The 22,942-nt window shown below is 40.5% G+C and carries 19 protein-coding genes and 1 pseudogene; 11 read left to right on the top strand and 9 right to left on the bottom strand.

Annotated elements, in window-relative coordinates; all coding sequences use genetic code 11:
• The first annotated feature begins 4 nt into the window (after positions 1-4).
• The 3 genes from pheT to L5B71_RS02095 all read left to right on the top strand — a co-directional run bounded on the left by pheT (position 5) and on the right by L5B71_RS02095 (position 3,274).
• Positions 5-2,392 carry a phenylalanine--tRNA ligase subunit beta gene (gene pheT / locus L5B71_RS02105; protein WP_265756728.1) on the top strand — a complete coding sequence of 796 codons (2,388 nt, stop codon included), beginning with the start codon at positions 5-7 and terminating at the stop codon, positions 2,390-2,392.
• A 4-nt stretch (positions 2,393-2,396) separates the two neighbouring features.
• On the top strand, positions 2,397-2,693 hold the full coding sequence (locus L5B71_RS02100; RefSeq protein WP_265756726.1) for an integration host factor subunit alpha: 297 nt from the start codon (positions 2,397-2,399) through the stop codon (positions 2,691-2,693).
• Between the two features lie 74 nt (positions 2,694-2,767).
• A complete protein-coding gene (locus L5B71_RS02095) occupies positions 2,768-3,274 on the top strand; it encodes a C40 family peptidase (protein ID WP_265756725.1) in 507 nt (168 codons plus the stop codon).
• A gap of 101 nt (positions 3,275-3,375) precedes the next feature.
• Here the strand turns inward: L5B71_RS02095 and ttcA are convergent, their stop codons facing one another.
• On the bottom strand, positions 3,376-4,326 hold the full coding sequence (ttcA, locus tag L5B71_RS02090) for a tRNA 2-thiocytidine(32) synthetase TtcA (RefSeq protein WP_265756724.1): 951 nt from the start codon (positions 4,324-4,326) through the stop codon (positions 3,376-3,378).
• 199 nt (positions 4,327-4,525) lie between these two features.
• On the opposite strand from ttcA, the gene mukF reads away from it, so the two are divergent.
• The 5 genes and pseudogenes from mukF to sbcB all read left to right on the top strand — a co-directional run bounded on the left by mukF (position 4,526) and on the right by sbcB (position 13,534).
• Positions 4,526-5,851: a chromosome partition protein MukF gene (mukF, locus tag L5B71_RS02085; protein WP_265756723.1), complete on the top strand. Its 1,326-nt coding sequence runs from the start codon at positions 4,526-4,528 to the stop codon at positions 5,849-5,851.
• An 18-nt stretch (positions 5,852-5,869) separates the two neighbouring features.
• The gene (gene mukE / locus L5B71_RS02080) at positions 5,870-6,586 is read left to right on the top strand and encodes a chromosome partition protein MukE (protein ID WP_265756721.1); all 717 of its coding nucleotides are present in this window, start codon (positions 5,870-5,872) and stop codon (positions 6,584-6,586) included.
• A gap of 137 nt (positions 6,587-6,723) precedes the next feature.
• Positions 6,724-11,133: pseudogene (gene mukB, locus L5B71_RS02075) on the top strand (chromosome partition protein MukB); the annotation flags it as partial.
• Between the two features lie 102 nt (positions 11,134-11,235).
• Positions 11,236-12,108 (top strand): EamA/RhaT family transporter, encoded by an 873-nt coding sequence (locus L5B71_RS02070; RefSeq protein ID WP_265756719.1) that lies wholly within the window; start codon positions 11,236-11,238, stop codon positions 12,106-12,108.
• Between the two features lie 4 nt (positions 12,109-12,112).
• Positions 12,113-13,534: an exodeoxyribonuclease I gene (gene sbcB, locus L5B71_RS02065; protein WP_265756718.1), complete on the top strand. Its 1,422-nt coding sequence runs from the start codon at positions 12,113-12,115 to the stop codon at positions 13,532-13,534.
• A gap of 900 nt (positions 13,535-14,434) precedes the next feature.
• Here sbcB and L5B71_RS02060 read toward each other — a convergent pair.
• From L5B71_RS02060 to L5B71_RS02035, 6 genes are all read right to left on the bottom strand, one after another.
• Positions 14,435-14,896, bottom strand: a complete 462-nt coding sequence (locus tag L5B71_RS02060) for a ClpXP protease specificity-enhancing factor (protein WP_265756717.1) — start codon at positions 14,894-14,896, stop codon at positions 14,435-14,437.
• Between the two features lie 12 nt (positions 14,897-14,908).
• Positions 14,909-15,547, bottom strand: a complete 639-nt coding sequence (gene sspA, locus L5B71_RS02055; RefSeq protein WP_265756716.1) for a stringent starvation protein SspA — start codon at positions 15,545-15,547, stop codon at positions 14,909-14,911.
• A gap of 220 nt (positions 15,548-15,767) precedes the next feature.
• On the bottom strand, positions 15,768-16,160 hold the full coding sequence (rpsI, locus tag L5B71_RS02050; protein WP_017806615.1) for a 30S ribosomal protein S9: 393 nt from the start codon (positions 16,158-16,160) through the stop codon (positions 15,768-15,770).
• Positions 16,161-16,176: 16 nt separating this feature from the next.
• On the bottom strand, positions 16,177-16,605 hold the full coding sequence (gene rplM / locus L5B71_RS02045) for a 50S ribosomal protein L13 (RefSeq protein WP_017806616.1): 429 nt from the start codon (positions 16,603-16,605) through the stop codon (positions 16,177-16,179).
• 256 nt (positions 16,606-16,861) lie between these two features.
• Entirely contained in the window at positions 16,862-17,584 is a 723-nt protein-coding gene (truC, locus tag L5B71_RS02040) for a tRNA pseudouridine(65) synthase TruC (RefSeq protein WP_265757768.1), read from the bottom strand.
• On the bottom strand, positions 17,577-17,909 hold the full coding sequence (locus L5B71_RS02035) for a YqcC family protein (protein ID WP_265756715.1): 333 nt from the start codon (positions 17,907-17,909) through the stop codon (positions 17,577-17,579). The genes truC and L5B71_RS02035 overlap by 8 nt, the downstream gene beginning before the upstream one ends.
• Positions 17,910-18,049: 140 nt before the next feature.
• Here L5B71_RS02035 and L5B71_RS02030 point away from each other — a divergent pair, with 140 nt between their 5' ends.
• The 3 genes from L5B71_RS02030 to ppnN are packed head-to-tail and all read left to right on the top strand — an operon-like array spanning position 18,050 to position 21,070.
• Positions 18,050-18,826, top strand: coding sequence for a Zn-ribbon-containing protein (locus L5B71_RS02030; protein ID WP_265756713.1), 777 nt, complete (start codon positions 18,050-18,052; stop codon positions 18,824-18,826).
• Positions 18,827-18,834: 8 nt separating this feature from the next.
• A complete protein-coding gene (gene queF, locus L5B71_RS02025; protein WP_265756712.1) occupies positions 18,835-19,674 on the top strand; it encodes an NADPH-dependent 7-cyano-7-deazaguanine reductase QueF in 840 nt (279 codons plus the stop codon).
• 19 nt (positions 19,675-19,693) lie between these two features.
• Complete coding sequence (gene ppnN / locus L5B71_RS02020; RefSeq protein ID WP_265756711.1) at positions 19,694-21,070, top strand: nucleotide 5'-monophosphate nucleosidase PpnN; 1,377 nt, start codon at positions 19,694-19,696, stop codon at positions 21,068-21,070.
• Positions 21,071-21,228: 158 nt separating this feature from the next.
• Here the strand turns inward: ppnN and L5B71_RS02015 are convergent, their stop codons facing one another.
• Positions 21,229-21,996 carry an ABC transporter permease gene (locus L5B71_RS02015; RefSeq protein ID WP_265756710.1) on the bottom strand — a complete coding sequence of 256 codons (768 nt, stop codon included), beginning with the start codon at positions 21,994-21,996 and terminating at the stop codon, positions 21,229-21,231.
• Entirely contained in the window at positions 21,996-22,913 is a 918-nt protein-coding gene (locus L5B71_RS02010; protein WP_265756709.1) for an ABC transporter ATP-binding protein, read from the bottom strand. Before L5B71_RS02010 ends, L5B71_RS02015 begins: the two co-directional genes overlap by 1 nt.
• Between the last annotated feature and the right edge of the window lie 29 nt (positions 22,914-22,942).

Genomic DNA, 22,942 nt, shown 5'->3' with positions numbered 1-22,942 from the left:
GAATATGAAATTTAGTGAATTATGGGTGCGTGAATGGCTGAATCCTGCCGTTAGCACGGAACAATTATGTGATCAAATTACAATGCTCGGGCTAGAAGTGGACGGCGTTGAGTCTGTTGCTGGAGAATTTAGTGGTGTAGTTATTGGGGAAGTGGTGGAATGCACCCAACATCCTGATGCCGATAAATTACGCATAACCAAGGTGAATATAGGCGGTGATCGTCTATTAGACATCGTGTGTGGTGCGCCAAATTGCCGTCAAGGACTGAAAGTAGCTTGTGCTGTTGATGGTGCAGTGTTACCTGGTAACTTTAAAATAAAGAAAACCAAATTACGCGGTCAGCCTTCTGAAGGAATGTTATGTTCATTCAGCGAATTAGGTATTTCGGACGATCATAACGGTATCATTGAATTACCAGCAGATGCGCCAATAGGTAGGGATTTGCGTGAGTATTTGCAATTAGACGATAACAGTATAGAAATTAGCTTAACGCCAAACCGTGCAGACTGTTTAAGCATTGCGGGAATTGCCCGTGAAGTGGGCGTGGTTAATCAGCAAGCGGTTAATGCCCCTGAAATCAAGCCAGTTGCAGCAACTATTGCAGATAAAGCACAAATTGAGGTGTTAGCACCAGAAGCTTGCCCACGTTATTTATTGCGCGTGGTGAAAAATGTGAATGTGAAAGCACCAACGCCAATTTGGATGCAAGAAAAATTACGCCGTTGCGGTATTCGTTCTATCGATCCAGTGGTGGATATTACCAATTACATCTTACTGGAACTTGGCCAGCCAATGCACGCCTTTGATGCAGCAAAAGTGGCCCAACCTGTGCAAGTGCGTATGGCAAAAGAAGGCGAAGAGTTGGTGTTATTAGATGGCACAACCGCCAAACTTCAACCAAACACCTTAGTGATTGCCGATCAAAATGGCCCATTAGCGATGGCGGGTATTTTTGGTGGCCAAGCCAGTGGTGTGAATGGTGAAACCAAAGATGTAATACTTGAAGCAGCATTTTTTGCGCCATTAGCCATTACAGGACGCGCCAGACAATATGGCTTGCATACCGACTCTTCACACCGTTTTGAACGTGGTGTGGATTTTAATCTTCAACACAAAGCAATGGAACGTGCAACCGCATTATTGTTAGACATTTGTGGTGGCGAAGCGGGTGAAATTTGCGAAGTGGTGAGCGAAGCGAATTTGCCAAAAGTAAAACAGGTGCAAGTACGCCGTGAAAAGTTAGATCACTTATTGGGTCATCATATTCCAACGGAAACCGTAACCGATATTTTGCAACGCTTAGGCTTACAAGTGAGCTATCAAGAGGGGTTATGGACAGCCATTTCACCAAGCTGGCGTTTTGATATTGAAATTGAAGAAGATTTGATCGAAGAAGTGGCACGCATTTACGGTTATAACAATATTCCGAACAATGCCCCATTAGCACATTTGCAAATGAAGCCAATGCCTGAACGTTTATTAGAATTAGTGCGCGTGCGTACCGCATTTGTCGATAGCGATTATCAAGAAATTGTGTCTTATAGCTTTGTTGATCCAGAAGTTCAGCAATTATTATACCCAGAGCAAGAAGCCTTAATTCTGCCAAACCCAATTTCGCGTGAAATGTCGGCAATGCGCGTGTCTTTATTACCGGGCTTGCTTATAACCATTGCTTACAACCAAAATCGCCAACAAAGCCGTGTACGCATTTTTGAAGGCGGATTACGCTTTATTCCTGATAGCCAAGCAGAAAGCGGCGTTCGTCAAGAATATGTACTGGGTGCAGCCATTGTGGGAGATAAACGCCCTGTTCATTGGGAACAAAAAGGCGAAAATGTCGATTTCTTTGATCTGAAAGGGGATTTAGAACGTATTTTATCGCTAACAAAGGCTGGAAATCGTTTGCGTTTTGTAGCAAAATCATATCCAGCGTTACACCCAGGGCAATCTGCTGCTATTATCTTAGATGATAAAGAAATCGGTTATATTGGCACCGTGCATCCAAAAGTGGTACAAAAGCTTGGTTTATCTGGTAAACCGATCGTATTTGAAATTGAATGGACTGCCATTGCGGAAAGATCTGTTCCAAATGCCAAAGAAATTTCTCGTTTCCCTGCAAATAAACGTGATTTGGCGGTTGTAGTGAATAGCGCAACACCAGCAGGCGATGTGTTGGAAGTGTGTCGTCAAGCTGGCGGAAAACAGCTTGTAAATGTGAGTTTATTTGATGTTTACCAAGGTGCGAATTTACCTGAAGGTAAGAAAAGTTTAGCCATTAGTTTAACCATTCAAGACACTGATAAAACCCTTGAAGAGAAAGAGATTAATGCGGTAATTTCAGCGGTATTAGACGCATTAAAACAACGATTTGATGCTTATTTGAGAGATTAATATTATGACATTGACCAAAGTTGAATTAGCCGACAGCTTAATTGAAAAGTATAATCTAAATAAACGTGATGCCAAATTATTGGTTGAGAGTTTTTTTGAGGAAATACGAGTGGCATTGGAAAACAGGCAAGATGTAAAATTATCTGGATTTGGTAATTTTGAATTACGCGATAAAGCCTCACGTCCAGGGCGCAACCCTAAAACAGGCGAAAGCGTACCGGTTTCCGCGCGCCGAGTTGTGGTGTTCAAACCCGGTCAGAAATTACGCTCTCGTGTAGAAAAATCTAAGCCAAAAGCGTAATACTTTCTTACTTAAAGCTATCCGTGCAAAAAGTACGGATAGTTTTTTATTCTTTTTTATTTTTAGAGTTTACAATGAATTTATTAAAAATATTGCTAATTGGCGGTGGTGTATTGCTGAGTGTGGCTTGTTCTAGCTCGAGCGAACCCTCTTCCGTCCAATATAAATCGTTCAAACACAACCGCTATCATAGCCAGTTAAATGACCCCATTATGACCATTGCGATGCTGTCAGAACATCAACGTGAATGGGCTGGCACCCCCTACCGTTTAGGCGGACAAAGTCGCCGTGGTATTGATTGTTCTGCTTTTGTACAGACCACTTTCCGCGAACGCTTTAATATTAATTTGCCTCGTACGACAAAAGAACAAGTAAAATATGGCACGAAAGTGGCGAAAAAAGACATTCAAACAGGCGATTTGGTTTTTTTCAAAACAGGACGCGGGCCAAATGGCTACCACGTCGGTATTTATGTGAAAGACGGACAATTCCTACACGCCTCAACCAAAGGTGGTGTCATTTATTCTTCACTCAACAGCCCTTACTGGACACGCACTTATTGGCAAGCACGTAGAATGTAAAACGAATTGATAGAAAACATAGAAATAAAAAAGTGCGGTAGAAAATTTTTTAATTTTTTCACCGCACTTTATTTTTGCCATTTCTTTATTCAGCTTTTTGTCTAACTCACTTCCTTAAACGCAATCATTTCATTTTGGCTGAAATCTGTTTGCTCATCTTCATCTTGGAATAATGGAGTAGCAGGCAGATCCTGTTTATCAAAAGCAATATCCCCCTCCACGCCGTCTAACTTTTGTCCGCGTTGAATCTCTTTGAAATTAAATAAATTTTTATCGCATAGGTGCGAAGGTACAATATTCTGCATTGCGCTGAACATTGTTTCAATACGCCCCGGATATTGGCGATCCCAAGTTTGCAACATTTCTTTTACCGCTTGGCGCTGCAAGTTAGGCTGCGAACCGCATAGATTACAAGGAATAATCGGGAATTGTTTGGCGATGGAATATTTTTCAATGTCCTTTTCCTTGCAATAAGCCAGCGGACGAATCACAATTTGCTTGCCGTCATCACTGATAAGTTTTGGAGGCATTGATTTCAGCTTGCCGCCATAGAACATATTTAAAAATAAGGTTTCTAGCATATCATCACGATGATGCCCAAGAGCGATTTTGGTTGCGCCAAGTTCTGTTGCTGTGCGGTATAAAATCCCACGTCTTAAACGAGAACAAAGGGAACAAGTGGTTTTACCTTCAGGAATTTTTTCTTTCACAATGCCGTAGGTATTTTCTTCCACGATTTTGTAATCCACGCCAATACTTTCTAAATATTCAGGTAAGACGTGCTCAGGAAAGCCCGGTTGTTTTTGATCTAAATTCACCGCCACAATGTCAAAATGAATCGGTGCATTAAGGCGTAAATTAAGTAAAATATCCAGCAACGTGTAGCTGTCTTTACCGCCAGATAAACACACCATCACCTTATCGCCGTCTTCAATCATATTAAAATCGGCAATGGCTGCGCCCACATTACGGCGTAGGCGTTTTTGTAACTTATTGAAATTATAGATTTGTTTCTTTGTTTTTTCGTTTTGAGAAGTTAAATTTTCGCTCATTGGGTTTATTATTCGGTTATATCAATTTAAAAAACTTGCGTATAGTAAGGGGTAATGGAATTTTTTCCAATAGGAATGTGCAGGATTAGGTCTTTTTAGATAACAATAAGTAGAAAAAACGATCTACAAGAGCCGTAAAAAATCCTGTATAATCAACTACAATTTTTGTCTAATTTTTATTTGCTTGTGAGAATACACAATGCTTGAAACATCACAAACCATCCCTGAATTGGTTTCTTGGGCGAGAGAGCGAGAGTTTTCGCTCAATTTGCCGACTGATCGTTTGGCGTTTTTATTGGCGATTGCCATTTATAACAATGAGCGTTTAGACGGTGAAATGTTGGAAACCGATTTAGTGGATATTTTCCGTCATACCGCATCTGCCTTTGAGCAATCTCCCGATAATATTGCCACCCGCGCCAATAATGCGATTAATGAATTGGTAAAACAGCGCTTTCTCAATCGTTTTAGTAGTGAATTTACTGAGGGCTTGGCGATTTATCGTTTAACGCCGTTGGGCGTTGGCGTATCAGATTATTATATTCGCCAACGTGAATTTTCTGCCTTACGCCTTTCTGTTCAGCTTTCAATTGTGGCAGATGAGATTCAACGTGCTTCTGAAGCGGCGGAAGAAGGGGGCGATGAACATCATTGGCGGCGTAATGTGTTTGCGCCATTAAAATATTCTGTGGCGGAGATTTTCGATAGCATTGATTTTTCCCAACGGGTGATGGACGAAAATCAGCAAAGCATTAAGGATGAAATCGCAGAGCTATTAACTAAAGATTGGCAAGCCGCTATTTCAAGCTGTGAGCGTTTGTTAGATGAAACCTCAAGCAATCTGCGTGAATTGCAAGATACGCTCAATTCCGCAGGGGATAAGCTACAAGCACAATTATTGCGTATTCAAGATTGTGTGATTGGTCAGGAAAATCTCTATTTTATCGATCAGCTTATCATTGATTTGCAAGCAAAATTAGACCGCATTATTAGCTGGGGGCAACAGTCCATTGACTTATGGATTGGCTATGACCGCCACGTGCATAAATTTATCCGTACTGCGATTGATATGGACAAAAATCGTGTCTTTTCACAGCGTTTACGTCAGTCTATTCAACAATATTTTGAAAATCCTTGGTACTTATGGACTGCACAGGCTGAGCGTTTAGTAGATTTACGTGATGAAGAACTGATGTTGCGTGAAGAAGATGCGCTAGGGGAGCTACCAGAAGAATTACAATACGAAAGTTTGGCAGATTTACACGATCAAATTGTAGAACATATGCAAAGCCTATTAATTGCCTACCGTGAGCATAATCGCCCAATTGATTTGAGTTTAGTGCTGAAAGAGCAGTTGGAAAATTATCCGGTTTCACGCCATTTTGATGTGGCGAGAATTATTGTCGATCAAGCAATGCGCTTAGGTATGGCAAGTGGTGATTTAACAGGCGCCTATCCGCAATGGCAAAAAATTAACGAGCTGGGCGCTGAAGTACAAGCCAATATCATTGATGAATATAACTAATTTTTAGAGAACCAAACTATGACAGAGCAGCTACAAGAGATACTTTCCGTAAAACAAGCACAGGCCATTGCGAACCCCCTTTTTCCTGCGGTGGATAGTCAATTGCGTGCGGGGCGACACATTAGTCTAGAGCAATTGGATAATCACGCCTTTTTGATGGATTTCCAAAACGAGCTAGATCAATTTTATCGCCGTTACAATGTGGAATTAATTCGTGCCCCAGAAGGCTTTTTCTATTTGCGCCCAAAGGCCACCACGCTAATTGCTCGTTCGGTGCTTTCTGAATTAGAAATGTTAGTCGGCAAAGTGTTGTGTTATTTGTATTTAAGCCCAGAACGCCTTGCTCAACAAGGTATTTTCAGCACCCAAGAAGTGTATGATGAATTGCTCAATTTGGCCGATGAAAGCAAACTGTTAAAAGTGGTCAATCAGCGCTCTTCAGGTTCAGATTTAGATAAACAAAAACTAGCCGAAAAAGTCCGTGCCGCGTTAAATCGCTTACGCCGTTTAGGAATGATTTCAACAGTCGGCGATCAGCATAGTGGAAAATTTGTGATTTCAGAAGCAGTATTCCGTTTTGGCGCAGAAGTGCGTGCCGGTGATGATCCAATGGAAGCGCAATTACGCTTAATCCGTGATGGGGAAGCTGCAACACCACAATCCTTACAAGAGGAGAAAAGTGCGGTGCAAAATGGCGAAGAAATTGAAGAATTTGATGAAGAAGGGGAAGAATAATGACCAAAGAATTTGAATTAGAAAGCGATAATTTAACCCTTGAAAGCGAAGAAATGGAAAATCATCACACGGAAGAATTAGACGTTATGGAAACCGTATCGATACAATCGCAAGATACGGCTACACCTGTTATGCAAAATGTAGAACGTGGAAAATTCCTCTCGCTCACATTGATTAACTGGAACGGTTTTTTTGCCCGCACTTTTGATTTAGATGAATTAGTCACCACCTTATCAGGGGGAAATGGGGCAGGGAAGTCCACTACAATGGCAGGTTTTGTTACCGCTTTGATTCCTGATTTAACCCTATTGCATTTCCGTAACACCACAGAAGCCGGGGCGACCACAGGTTCACGGGATAAAGGTTTGCACGGTAAACTTAAACCGGGTGTTTGTTATGCCGTGTTAGATGCAGTCAATTCGCGTCATCAACGTGTTTTGGTGGGCGCACGTCTGCAACAAGTGGCAGGGCGCGATAAAAAAGTGGATATAAAAACCTTTTCTATTCAAGGCTTACCCTTATCTTTAGCGCCGATTAGTGTACTAACTGAAGTGGTGAGCAAACGTCAAGCCCGTGTGCTGACCTTAAATGAATTAAAAGAGAAAATCGAAACACTTGGTGCACAATTTAAGCAATATCATTCAATCACCGATTATCACGGAATGATGTTTGATTTAGGCATTATTCCTAAGCGTCTGCGTTCGTCTTCTGATCGTAGTAAGTTCTATAAATTAATCGAAGCCTCACTTTACGGTGGGATTTCCAGCGCCATTACCCGTTCTTTGCGTGATTATTTATTGCCAGAAAATTTAGGGGTGCGTAAGGCTTTCCAAGATATGGAAAGTGCTTTGCGCGAAAACCGTATGACCCTTGAAGCGATTAAAGTTACACAATCAGATCGTGATTTATTCAAGCATTTAATTACCGAAACCACCAATTATGTGGCGTCAGATTATATGCGTAATGCCAACGAACGTCGCGGTAATGTGGAAAATGCTTTAGCGTATCGTAAAGAATGGTATTTGGCCAAATCGGAGCGCGATTTATCACAACATCGCTTGGTGGATTTTAGCCGTGAATTAGCGGAACTCAGCGAAAGCGAACAAACCCTTGAAGTGGATCATCAAAGTGCCGTTGATCATCTAAATTTAGTGCTGAATGCTTTGCGTCATCAAGAAAAAATCTCACGTTATCAAGATGATGTAGAAAGTTTGCGGGAAAAGTTAGAAGAGCAAAAATTTGCCGTAGAAGAAGCGTCTGAACAGCACGAGGAAAGCCAAGCACAGTTAGAACAGTATGAGCAAGAAGTAGATCAACTGCGTGGTCAATTAGCCGATTATCAGCAAGCCCTTGATGCACAGCAAACCCGTGCGTTGCAATATCAGCAAGCTATTCAAGCGCTTGAAAAAGCCAAAACCCTTTGTGGATTAGCTGATCTTTCCACCAAAAATGTAGAAGATTATCACGCTGAATTTGCCGCACAGGCCGAAGATCTCACTAATAAGGTGCTGGATTTAGAGCAAAAAATGTCGATTTCCGAAATGGCGAAATCGCAGTTTGATAAAGCCTATCAACTGGTTTGCCAAATTGCAGGAGAAATGCCGCGTTCGGCCGCGTGGGAAAGTGCAAAAGCCTTGTTGCGTGAATATCCAAGCCAAAAAGTGCAAGCGCAACAAACGCCACAACTTCGCGCCAAATTACACGAATTGGAACAGCGTTATCAGCAACAACAAAGTGCGGTGCGTTTATTGAAAGAATTTAATCAGCGTGCAGAATTAGAACTCGCAACCGCCGATGAAATTGAAGAATATTACGCAGAGCAAGAAAGCCTTGTTGATGAGCTAAATGAAGAATTGGCAGAGCAGGTGGAACAGCGCTCAACCCTGCGTCAAAAACGTGAACAGTTAAACGTGCGTTACAATGAAAATGCCAATAAAGCGCCTGCTTGGCTCACTGCTCAATCCGCACTTGAGCGCTTGCAAGAACAAAGCCATAGTCAGTTTAGCGACAGCCAAGATGTGATGAATTTTATGCAATCACTGTTGGTGAAAGAACGTGAATTAACCATTAAACGCGATCAGTTAGAGCAAAAACGTCAGCAACTTGATGAACAAATTTCCCGTTTAAGTCAGCCAGATGGTTCTGAAGATCCACGTCTAAATGTGTTAGCAGAACGCTTTGGTGGTGTGTTGCTTTCTGAGCTTTATGATGACGTGCCGATTGAAGATGCCCCTTATTTCTCCGCACTATATGGCCCAGCTCGTCACGCGATTGTGGTGCGCGATTTAGAGGCGGTGAAAGCACAATTAGCCCAGCTTGAAGATTGCCCTGATGATTTATACCTTATCGAAGGTGATCCAAGTTCTTTTGATGACAGCGTATTGTCAGCCCAAGAGCTTGAGCTAGGCGTAGTGGTTCAGGTGTCGAACCGTGAATTACGCTATTCAAAATTCCCTGAAATTCCATTATTTGGCCGTGCCGCGCGGGAAAAACATTTAGAAGCCTTGCAAATTGAACGTGATGAGGTGTCGGAACAATATGCAGAATGTGCCTTTGATGTGCAAAAATGCCAACGTTTACACGAACATTTCAGCCAATTTGTTGGTTTACACTTGGCCCTTGCATTCCAGCCAAATCCTGAAGAGTTAATGGCAGAGATTCGCCGTGAACAAGGGGAAATTGAGCGTGAATTAGGGCAGTTTAGCACCACAGAACAACAAATTCGTCTTAAATTAGACAGTGCTAAGGAAAAATTACAGTTATTAAATAAACTGATTCCGCAGCTTTCTGTGGTTGATGATGAAAGTTTATTAGATCGCATTGAAGAATGTCGCGAACAGCTTGATTTAGCCGAGCAAGATGAACACTTTATTCGTCAATATGGCGTGACATTGTCACAGCTTGAGCCAATTGCCAACACATTACAAAGTGATCCTGAAAATTACGAACGCTTAAAAGCGGAATACGAACAAGCAGTCAATCAGCAAAAACAAGTACAGTTGCGTGTGTTTGCCTTGGCGGACGTAGCACAGCGTAAAGCGCATTTTGATTACAAAGAAAGCGTGCAATCGGAAACCTCCGAATTAAATGAGCAACTGCGTAACCGTTTAGAGCAAGTGCAACAACAGCGCGAACAACAACGCGAGCAAGTGCGTCAAAAACAAGTGCGTTTTGCCCAATATAATCAAGTTTATATTGAACTGCGCAGTTCTTATGAAGAAAAAAATAAAGTGCTAAACGAGCTACTTGAAGAAATCAGCCAGCTTGGTGTGCGCGCTGATGACGGGGCAGAGCAACGCGCTCAAGCACGCCGTGATGAATTATCACAGCAACTTGCTACCGTGCGTAATCGCCGCCGTTATTTAGAAAAACAATTAACCTTAATTGAAAGCGAAAGCGAAAATCTTAACCGCCGAATTCGTAAAGCTGAACGTGATTACAAAACACAACGCGAATTGGTGGTCGCAATGAAAGCCAGCTGGTGTGTAGTGTTACGTTTATCGCGCAATAGTGATGTAGAAAAACGCTTAAATCGCCGTGAGCTAGCTTATCTTTCTGCTGATGAATTGCGATCAATGTCGGATAAAGCCCTTGGCGCATTGCGTACTGCCGTGGCGGATAATGAATACCTGCGCGATGCCCTGCGCTCATCAGAAGATAATCGTAAACCAGAAAACAAAGTGCGGTTCTTTATTGCGGTGTATCAGCATTTGCGCGAACGTATCCGTCAAGACATTATCAAAACGGACGATCCAATTGATGCGATTGAACAAATGGAGATTGAGTTATCTCGCCTCACCGCAGAATTGACTAACCGTGAGAAAAAATTGGCGATTAGCTCCGAAAGTGTGGCAAACATTATGCGTAAAACCATTCAACGCGAGCAAAATCGTATCCGTATGCTCAACCAAGGGCTACAAAACATTGCCTTTGGTCAGGTGAAGTCGGTGCGTTTAGTGGTGAATATTCGTGATACTCACGCAATGTTGTTGGACGCACTTTCCGATCGCCAAGATGATTATCAAGATTTATTCTCTGATAACCGCATTACCTTCTCCGAAGCCATTGCGAAATTGTATCAGCGCTTAAATCCACATATTGATATGGGGCAGCGTACGGCACAAACCATTGGGGAAGAATTGTTGGATTACCGCAATTACCTTGATTTAGAAGTGGAAGTCTATCGTGGTGCAGACGGCTGGTTGCGAGCGGAAAGTGGCGCATTATCAACAGGTGAAGCCATTGGTACAGGGATGTCGATCTTGTTAATGGTGGTGCAAAGCTGGGAAGAAGAAAGTCGCCGTATTCGTGGTAAAGACATTGTGCCTTGTCGCTTACTATTCCTTGATGAAGCAGCACGTTTAGATGCGAAATCCATTTCAACCCTGTTTGAGCTTTGTTCTCGTTTAGATATGCAATTATTAATTGCCGCGCCTGAAAACATCAGCCCAGAGAAAGGAACAACCTATAAACTGGTGCGTAAGATTTTTGGTAACCAAGAAATGGTTCAAGTGTCGGCATTACGTGGTTTTGGCGCAACGGAATAAACCAAATAGAGAATAAATAAAAAAGTGCGGGGAAAAAAATCTAAAATTTTTCACCGCACTTTACCCGTTACTTTTCACTTTAAATATCAGCAAGGAAATAAAATGCACTATTTATTTCTGGCCATTGCTTGCAGCGTTGCGGTGTCTGTGTTGCTAAAAGTCGCACGCCGATTAGACGTGGTGATCGAGCAAGCAATCGCTTTCAATTATCTTATCGCACTTTTACTCAGCTATTTTTTATTACAGCCGAACTTTCAAGGGCAAGGCTTTACCGATTTTATCGTACAAAATGAAAATAGCACGATTTTCCTGAGTTTAGGCTTATTGTTGCCTAGCGTATTTATTATTATGTCAAAAGCCGTTGAATTCGCAGGCATTGTACGTTCTGATGCAGCGCAGCGTTTATCTTTATTTCTGCCTATTTTGGCGGCGTTTGTATTATTTGGCGAGCAGCTCAGTCAATCGCGTATTATCAGCTTACTCTTAGCGTTTTCAGCGTTATTTTGTTTAATCAATAAACCGCACGCGCAAGGACTTTCGGTTAAAGGCGGATTGAGCTTGCTCGCCGTGTGGTTTGGTTATGGCGCGATTGATATTTTATTCAAGCAGACCGCCAAAATGGGCAGCGCTTTTTCAACCACCTTATTTATTGCTTTCGCCTTAGCAATGTGCGTGATGTTTATGTATTTATTGATTAAACGAACCCAATGGAATGGGGCGAGTTTGTTAGCCGGAATCATACTCGGCGGATTAAATTTTATGAATATCCTATTTTATATTCGTGCACATCAAAGTTTCAGCCAAAACCCAACCTTGGTTTTTGCTGGAATGAATATTGGCGTGATTTGTCTTGGCACGCTTGTAGGTGCAATAGTATTCAAAGAAAAAATAAGCAAAATCAATGGGGTAGGCGTGGTGCTTGGTATTTCTGCGATTCTCAGCCTATTTTATTTAGAACCTTTTTTAACAAGGTAAGCTAATGCAAGATAATTTCAGTTTTTTTGTTTACGATTACGAAAGTTTTGGAGTAAATCCTGCCACGGATCGCCCTGCACAATTTGCCGGAATTCGTACAGATAAGGATTTTAATATTATTGGTGAGCCTGTGATGTTCTATTGCAAGCAAACCAATGATTATTTGCCCTCGCCAACCGCGGTGATGGTAACGGGCATCACGCCACAGCAATGCAATGAACAAGGCTTGCCTGAACCTGAATTTGCTGCGCAAATTTTGCAAGAATTCTCACAACCAAATACTTGTGTAATGGGCTTTAATAATATTCGTTATGATGATGAAATGACCCGCTATACCTTTTATCGGAATTTTATCGATCCTTATGAATATAGCTGGAAAAATGGTAATTCACGTTGGGATTTGCTGGATTTAGTACGAGCTTGTTATGCCTTGCGACCTGATGGCATAAACTGGGTTTATGATGATGACGGAATGCCATCCTTCCGCTTGGAAAATCTAACCAAAGCCAATGGAATAGAGCATAGCAATGCCCACGATGCGATGGCTGACGTGTATGCAACCATTGAAATGGCGAAATTAATCAAAGAAAAACAGCCCAGATTATTCCAATTTTTCTTTGAACATCGCGATAAAAAATCTCTTGAAGCAATGATCAACACCGCGGAAATGACGCCATTGGTGCACGTTTCAGGAATGTTGGGGAATTATCGCGGTAACACTACTTGGATTGCCCCTTTAGCCTGGCACCCAACCAATAAAAATGCCGTCATTGTGTGTGATTTAGCTAGCAATATTGATGATCTACTCAATAAAAGTGCGGAAGAATTACGCCCAAATTTATATACCAAAAAAACGGAATTGGAAGAACAAGGCATTTTGCCTGTGCCATTAAAACTGGTGCATATCAACAAATGTCCAATTTTAGCCCCTGCCAAAACCTTGTTACCAGAAAATGCACAACGCTTAGGCATTGACCGCCAGCGTTGCTTAGCAAACCTTGCTAAATTACGTGCTGATCTCAACATTCGTGAAAAAGTATTACAAATTTTCACTGATGAACGCGTCTTTGAATCAAGCAATAATGTAGAAACTGAATTATATAGCGGATTTTTCAGTCCAAATGACAAAAATAATATGGCTATTTTACGCGATTTAGCCCCTGAAAAATTGGCCGAGCATAATTTAACTTTCCAAGATAAACGTGTTGAGGCGTTGTTATTCCATTATCGCGCCCGTCATTTCTACAAGACGTTAACCCGAGCAGAGCAGTTACGTTGGGATAAATACCGCCGTAGAAAGCTGGAACAAAGTGCGGTGCAATTTGAGCAAGAATTACAAGCCTTGGCGGAAGAACATCAAAATAATCCTGAAAAATTAGCCTTATTGCAGCAGGTTTATGAATATGGGGTGAAATTATTGAGATAAGTTTGTGATGCTGTAACAATTAGATTAAGTTTTGCTAAATTGGGTAGAATAAAAAATCGAGCAATCTAACTGCTCGATTTTTTTATTTTTCGCGTAGCGTAATCATCTAGCATTAATAAAGTAAGGCTAAAAACGGAAAATCATTAAATATAGCTTAACTAAGCTTATTCTAGCCATTATTTTTAAGATATCTAAAATAGCAAGGTAAGTAAAATAATAGTAAAGATTTATAGATTTATTCCATTGATTTTTACTTCAATTAAGCAAGGCTAGATTTTTATCTAGCTTTATTTTTACCACCAATATTTACTTACATCCTTCTTTAATTTTTCTTTACATTCTATCATTGGCAGTGTGTAACTTTAAAAAGTCACGCGTTACAAGGCTCTCAAAACCTTAATTTTACCTTGTTAAACTAGTAAAAGTGATCTGTGAGTAACTCTGTGATTTTATTGAACCGTAGTTTTCGCTAACCAGATAACTAATTTCGCATAATGTATATTATGTTAAATAAAGGAAATGTAAAAGTCACTTTTAACTGCTCTTTTTGGTCATACCTAATGGTATCTTTTTATGGTATTTTTGAGAATTTATTTATGGCGACTGCTCTTCGGTTTTTCTTTATATGGAATATCTTTTGATATGGATTTGTGATGATGTAATAATTTTGACAATTTGGTATAAAATAAATATGGGAGAGATTTTAGAAATTTTTAAAGTTAAGGGTTGTGAAAGATATAGAAAAATTCTATATGTTAATTTGTTACAGGGTTACAAAAATAACGAAATAAAACGCATAGAAATGAGAAAGATAAGGTTTTTATTTGAATAAGAAAATATAAAAAAGCACCTGAACTATTTGTTTAGCCGGTGCTTAAAAGGAATTAACTACAGCAAGAATTAATCAACAAAACGTAATTTTGGAGAAGATTTCTTACTCGATGTTTTTTCTGTTGTTTTAGGTTTATCTACAGCTTCAACAAAGCTTAATGGCTGTTCATCTTTAATTTCATCTTGTTGAATAGCGAGATTATCTTCGAATTCTTCTGGTTCAAACATAATGCCATCGCCGCTTTCCCTTGCATAAAGTGCAATTAAGGCGCCCATAGGAATAAAGATTTCCTGCGGCACACCTTGAAAACGTGCATTAAATTGAACGAAATCATTGGTTAATTGCAACTTTCCTGTTGCGTTCATTGAAATATTCAGCACAATCTGCCCATCTTTTACGTATTCAACAGGCACTTTTACGCCAGCATAAGTGGCATCAACAGCCAAGTATGGCGTGCAATCATTGTCTATCAACCAATCATAATAAGCTCTTAAAACATAAGGGCGTTTCGGTGAGAATTTACGTTCCATAACTACTCTCTTTTATTTATCATCCATTAGGTTTTTAGGTGCAGCTTCGCCTACGGATTGCTTGAAAGAATCTCTTTGATACACGCGTTCCATATAATTTTTAATCGCTTTACTTCCTGCGCCAGTAAATTGAATACCTAATTTCTGCATACGCCATAATAAAGGCGCAATATAGCAATCTACCAAGCTAAATTCTTCGCTCATAAAATAAGGGGTTTGATTTAAAATCGGTGCAATTGCCAATAATTCTTCTTTTAATTGTTTTGCAGCTTGCTCTTTTTCAGCCTCATCACCTTGCTCAATTTGGTTTAATAAAGAATACCAATCCTGCTCAATTCTTAACATTAATAAACGGCTTTTGCCTCGAGATACAGGATAAACAGGCATTAATGGGGGGTGTGGAAAACGCTCATCAAGATATTCCATAATGATACGGGAATTAAATAGTACTAAATCGCGATCTACTAAAGTCGGTAATGAACCATAAGGATTCAGCTCCATTAAATCTTCTGATACAGAAGTGGGTGCAATTTCTTCCATTTCATATGCGACGCCTTTTTCCGCTAAAACAATACGAACTTGGTGGCAATAAATATCATCTTTATTTGAAAAAAGGGTCATTATTGAGCGTTTATTTGCTGCACTACTCATTTTATTCCTCCACTAACCTTTTACTTATCTATCATTTAAAATTAAAGACGATTATTTTACCATAATTTATAGGAAAATAGCTAAGTAAATTTATTATATGCCAGTCTATCATATTGATAATAAAGTGAATTTTTCTTGAAAAGGATGTGTTTGAGAAATGCAGAAAAGAAAAATGGCAAGTAAAAACTTGCCATTTGAACGGTTCTTGAATAAGAAACGATTAACGTTTTGAGTATTGTGGGCGACGACGTGCTTTGTGTAAACCCACTTTTTTACGTTCAACGCGACGAGCATCACGAGTAACAAAGCCTGCTGCACGTAATGCTGGACGTAATGTTTCATCATATTCAATTAATGCACGAGTGATACCGTGACGGATTGCACCCGCTTGACCTGAAATACCACCACCTTTAACTGTGATATATAGATCTAATTTATCAGTTAATTCAACCAACTCTAATGGTTGACGCACGATCATACGAGAAGTCTCACGACCGAAATAAACGTCTAATTCGCGTTGGTTAATAGTGATTTTACCACTGCCCGGTTTGATAAATACACGAGCTGAAGAGCTTTTGCGGCGACCTGTGCCGTAGTTTTGATTCTCTGCCATTTTTCTCACCTCGTGATTAAATATCTAAAACTTGTGGTTGTTGTGCTGCGTGTTCGTGGTTAGGACCAGCATACACTTTCAATTTACGATACATTGCACGGCCTAATGGACCTTTTGGCAACATACCTTTAACCGCAATTTCAATCACAGCTTCTGGACGGCGAGCAATCATTTCTTTAAATGTCGCTTGTTTGATACCACCTACATAGCCAGTGTGCCAGTAGTAAATTTTATCGCTTTCTTTTTTACCTGTTACGGCAACTTTGTCCGCATTGATAACGATGATGTAATCACCTGTATCAACGTGTGGAGTATATTCAGCTTTATGTTTACCACGAAGGCGACGAGCTAATTCAGTCGCTAAACGACCTAACGTTTTACCTGTCGCATCTACTACATACCAGTCGCGTTTAACCGTTTCTGGTTTTGCTACAAAAGTTTTCATTAATTAATTACCAATAAAATAATATTAATACCCAGTGTTCAAATTTGAACACAACCATTAATCTTAATCATCACCCCTTCGAGTGCGATCTCGATAAAATTAATGTGCGGTGGGAAAGCCGACACATTCACAGGGTCGGGCGATTATACTAGATCTTTAAGAAAAAACAAACGAAAAAAAGCACCGCACTTTGAAATTCCTAGGAAATTTCTAGTATTTTTACGCATTTGATGCTTTCACCTTTTATTTTGAGCGTTTACGCCATCTCATTCCAAGCAAAAGCATCGAACAAGCGTTGCCATTGTTCATCTAAAGGTGCGGTGATGTTTAGCCGATTTTTGGTTATGGGGTGGCTAAACGCAAGCGTTTCTGCGTGTAGCATTAACCGCTGGACATCCGTATGTTGGGTTAAAGCACGGTTTTGATGTAGATCGCCATATTGCGTATCCCCTAAAATAGGGTGAAAAATATGCTTTAAGTGACGACGTAACTGATGTTTTCTACCCGTTTGTGGAATGAGCCTAACCAAAGAATAACGGCTAGTTTGATAACGCCCTACCCCATAAGGCATTTCCACTGTTTTTAAGCCTTCATAATCCGTGATCGCCTCTTGCGGTGCTTTATCTTGCTGAGCAAATTTATCGGCGATTTTATCTAATTGAACTTTCAGCGGATAATTAATCCTTCCCTGTTCTTTAAGATAACCACGCACCACCGCTAAATAGCTTTTTTCAATCTGCTTTTGTTCAAATTGTTCGCATAGCAATTTGGCTATTTCCGCATTTAAGGCAAAAAGCAACACACCAGATGTTGGCCGATCTAAGCGATGAATAGGAAAAACGTGCTGCCCAATTTGATCGCGTAAGGTTTGCATTACAAATTGAGTTTCGTGGCGATCAAGCCAGCTACGATGGACCAACATTCCAGCAGGCTTATTCACCGCCACCAAATATTCGTCTTGATAAAGAACATTAAGTATAGTCATTTTGAGTGTTACAAATTTCTTCGATGGCTCTCAACGGCTCAATTAAGCGTTGTATTTCCACCGTATCCTTTTCTTTCAAGGCTTCTTCGATATATGGCACAATCGCCATTTTATGTGGCAATGAGGCGTTGCTTTCAATAATCGCATACATTCTTGGAATAAACACCCACTGTAGCCATTCGTGCGCATTCATTGTGTCGATACAAAACGGTTCGACGCTGTCAAATGCTGTCGCTTCAGGCGGGGTTGCTTGCCATAGTGCTAATTCTTGCATTATTCTTTGCAGTTGTTCTAGTTGATATTTTGCCTTTTCATACATTGTGCTTTCCTTATTTGCTTTCTTATTCCATTCTGCCTAAAATGCGGTGTGTTTTTATTGTATAGGAATAAAGATGGTATCATAGCATAGTGCTAAGTGTGAAAAAAATGCCATTGCTATATAAAAAATGAAGGAATAAGATGTATTTAATTGAGGCTTTTTTTACTCTTGCTAATCCTAATAATTTTGCTTATCGATTGATTAATCAAGTGATTGAACAATGGCGTTATAATGGGCAAATTCTTGGACGAGAAATTCCCCTTTTTCACGCTGACTTAGACGTTCAGCAAGGCATTGCGGTGCGCGTGGTTTGCCCCGAACAACAAAGCCTATTACCCGAATTTAATAATTCAGTGGTGCAAAATGCTTTAGATAAGGCACAAAGTGCGGGGATAAATTTTGATAGTTTTCAAGTGATTGCCGATGACTTAAATTCTGATCTCACCTACCAAGGCGATCGTCCAAGCTGGCAGGTGCTTTACACCACTTATTTGCAATCTTGTTCACCGTTGCACAGTGGCGATGATAACTTGCCTATTCCACTGTATAAATTTTTCAAAAACGCACCGCACTTGAGTTTAGATCTCATCAAATGGCAAGAAAATTGGCAGGCTTGTGATCAGCTACAAATGAACGGTTCTATCTTAGAACAACAAGCGCTCACAGAGATTTCTGAATTGCACAGCAATTTATCGAAACACGGCTATGCGTTACGCCAAGAAATTGAACAATACACAGGTATTCCAACCTACTATTATTTATACCGTATTGGCGGTGAAAGTTTGGCAACAGAACAACAACGCTGCTGCCCAAGCTGTCATAAAAATTGGGCATTAAAAGCCCCGCTTTTTGATTTGTTTGATTTTAAATGTGATCAGTGTCGATTGGTATCCAACCTTTCTTGGCACTGGCAATAAGGAAAAATATGGATTACAACCACGAAAGTTTACACGCCTTAAAATTAGGGCAAGAAACAAAATATGCACAGCATTACGACCGCACTTTATTACAAGCCGTGCCGCGCCAATTAAACCGCGCGCAACTTGGGATTGTGGAAAATCAGCCGTTTACCTTTGGCGCAGATATTTGGACGGCTTATGAAATCTCTTGGCTCAATCCGAAAGGTGTACCACAAGTGGCAATTGCGGACATTGAAATTGATTTCCGCAGTGAAAATTTAATTGAATCAAAAAGCTTTAAACTTTATCTCAACAGTTTTAATCAAAGTCATTTTGACAGCTTCGAACAGGTGCAACAGATCTTACAACAAGATCTGGCAGATTGTGCCAAAGGGCAAGTCAACGTGCGGTTAAATTGTTTGCAAAATTATCACCGCACTTTTATTGACAGCTTGCAAGGTGAGTGTATTGATGATCAGGATATTGAAATCCGTGATTATCAGTTTAATCCAAATTATTTAGAAAATTGCACTCACGCAGAAAAAGTAGAAGAACATTTAGTGAGTCATTTGCTCAAATCAAATTGTTTGATTACCCAACAGCCTGATTGGGGCTCATTACAAATTCATTATGTGGGGAATAGAATTGATCGTGAAAAATTGTTACGTTATTTGATCTCTTTCCGTCAGCATAACGAATTCCACGAACAATGTGTTGAGCGAATTTATTGTGATTTAATGCGTTTTGCTCAGCCTGAAAAGCTGACGGTTTACGCCCGTTATACACGCCGTGGCGGGCTAGATATTAACCCTTTTCGCTCAAATTTCAGTCCCGTGCCAAACAATCAACGCTTAGCACGCCAATAATAACAATAAGGAAGTCATAATGAAAAATATCCATTACGTTAATCCCAAAGGCAGTATGGATCAGCTTTCACATCTTGAAGTAGAACAGTTACGTCAAGGGGCGAAAGGCGATCTTTATTCGCTCTACCGCAACAGTTCTTTAGCCGTGTTAAACTCTGGTGCGGTTACCGATGATAGCGAAGCATTATTAGGACAATACCCTGATTTCTCCATTAATTTGATTGCACGGGAACGAGGTGTGGCGTTGGAATTACACAATCCACCAGCCAGTGCGTTTGTTGATGATAAAATTATTCGCAATATTCAATATCACCTGTTTGCTGTTTTGCGAGATATTCTGTTCGTGCAAGTTATTAAACAGCGTAATCTGGCTTGTCAAATTGACGATCATTATGATGAAGGCAAACAGCTCACCAACCAAGTTTTTTCCATTTTACGCAATGCAAAAGCACTACTCATCGGGCAACACCCAAATTTAGTTGTCTGTTGGGGTGGGCATTCTATTAATGAAATAGAATATAAGTATTGTCGTGCAGTTGGCTTGGAACTAGGATTGCGTGAATTAAACATCATTACCGGCTGTGGACCGGGCGTAATGGAAGCACCAATGAAAGGGGCTGCCATCGGGCACGCTAATCAACGCTATAAAGAGAGCCGTTTTATTGGCTTAACCGAGCCTTCTATTATCGCCTCTGAACCACCCAACCCTATCGTGAATGAGCTGATTATTATGCCAGACATTGAAAAACGGCTGGAAGCCTTTGTTCGAATGGGACACGGCATTATCATTTTCCCCGGCGGGCCGGGTACATTTGAGGAATTTTTGTATATTCTCGGTATCAAATTGAACCCTGAAAATCAGCTACAGAAATTACCGTTAATTTTAACTGGGCCAAAAGCCTGTGAAGATTATTTCCAAACTATTCACCAATTTATTGGCGAAGTGCTAGGCGAACAGGCACAACAGCAATATGAAATTATCATTGATAATCCAGCTGAAGTAGCACGCAAAATGGCAAACGCAATGGCTGAAATTAAACAATTCCGCTGTGAACAAGCAGATTCTTATAGCTTTAACTGGTCATTAAAAATTGATCCTGAACTGCAAACGCCATTTATTCCAACACACGCTAATATGGCAAGTTTAGACTTAAGCCTAAGTCAGCCACTTAATCATTTAGTGGCCAACCTACGCCGTGCTTTCTCTGGCATTGTTGCAGGCAATATTAAGGCTGACGCCATTAACGCTATCAAACAACACGGACGCTTCCAACTACACGGTGATCCAACCTTATTAGAAAAAATGGATAAAGTGTTACAAGATTTTATTGTGCAACACCGAATGAAGCTTCCAGGCGGCGAAGCCTATGAACCTTGTTACGAGATTATCAAGTAATCACTAAAAAAAGTGCGGTTAAATTTTTATGTAAATTCTCACCGCACTTTTTTATTATTTCGCTACACAGCAACAGTTTCTACTTCTCTACGCTTATCAACGCTATATTTAATTCCTAAAAAACCGCTTGCACCACTCTAAATAACTAACTATTATCCCTAACTTCTCAACCCTACTCCACGGCTAATCAGATAATAGGCGATGGCATAAAGTGCGGTGATAAACATACCTAAAACGCTGAAGGTGTAAATGAGGCTGACATCTTGAATACCGAGAAATCCGTAGCGGAAACCGCTGATCATATAGACAATCGGATTAAATTTTGACACCTGTTGCCAAAAAGGTGGGAGTAAGGAAATGGAATAAAATACGCCGCCGAGATAGGTTAATGGCGTTAAAACAAAAGTGGGGATAATGCTGATGTCATCAAAAGAGCGCGCGAAAACTGCATTGATCAAGCCCCCTAGCGCAAAACTTGCGGTGGTGAGTAATAAGGTGGCAAGAATTACTGTCCAAGAATAAATCTGTAATGGCACGAAAAACAGTGAGACCAAGGTAACCAGAATACTTACGCCTAATCCACGCGCCATTCCCCCTGCCACATAACCGACAATGATAATGTGCGGTGAAGTAGGTGAAATCAACAGCTCTTCCACGTTGCGGGCAAATTTCGTGCTGTAAAAAGAGGACGCCACATTGGCGAAAGAGTGGGTTAAGGAAGACATCATAATTAGCCCTGGTACGATAAATTGCATATAGCTAAAGCCGTGCATTTCACCAATACGATTACCAATAAGCTGACCAAAAATCACAAAATATAAGGTCATTGTGATCACCGGTGGCACAAGGGTTTGCAGCCAAATTCGGGTAAAACGACGTACTTCTTTCAAAAAAATGGTTTGAAAGGCAACCCAAGCTAAACTCATTATTTCACTCCTTTATTCAATGCCATTGAGATAAACAACTCTTCTAAACGGTTGGCTTTATTACGCATACTCAACACTTGCACGCCTTGTTGTGTCAGTTGTGAAAATAGCTGATTTAAGCCCTGCTCTCTTTTTACTTCCACTTCAACCGTATTGTCATCCAGCCAAGTGACGTTGTAACCTACTATTTCAGGCTTAACCGCTTGCGGTGCTAAATCAAAAATGAAAGTTTCCGTTTCCAGTTTCGCCAATAAGGCTTTCATTGACATATTTACCACTAAACGCCCGTGCTGAATAATACCAATATGGCGGCAGAGCATTTCCGCTTCTTCTAAATAGTGCGTGGTGAGAATAATGGTTGTGCCTTGCTGATTTAGCTCACGCAAAAATGCCCACATTGTGCGGCGAAGCTCAATATCGACCCCAGCCGTAGGCTCATCAAGAATCAGCAATTTAGGGTGATGCATTAAGGCGCGCGCAATCATTAAACGGCGTTTCATTCCCCCTGAAAGTTGGCGTGATTGCTGATAACGTTTATCCCACAAATCAAGCTTTTTCAGCCATACTTCCGCTCGCACCAAAGCTTCTTTGCGAGGAATGCCATAATAACCGGCTTGATTAGTGAGAATATCAATCACGCGTTCAAATTGGTTAAAATTGAACTCTTGTGGCACTAAACCGATATTCTGTTTTAACTGGCTTAGATTGCTATCCAAATCTGCGCCAAATACTTTCACATCACCTGATGTTTTATTCACCAAAGAACAAATAATGCCTATGGTGGTGGATTTTCCCGCCCCATTATGCCCAAGCAACGCATAAAAATCCCCTGCTTCAACACGGAGATCAATGCCGTGCAAGGCTTTGACCCCGTTTTTATATTCTTTGGTTAATCCTTTGATTTCTAATGCTAACATTCAATATTCCGTTAAATTTTTAAAATTTT

The organism is Avibacterium sp. 21-586, assembly GCF_026226775.1.
Classification (GTDB): Bacteria; Pseudomonadota; Gammaproteobacteria; order Enterobacterales; family Pasteurellaceae; genus Avibacterium.
The sequence above is the reverse complement of the archived record's forward strand: the minus strand, read 5'-3'. Positions and strand labels throughout refer to the sequence as shown.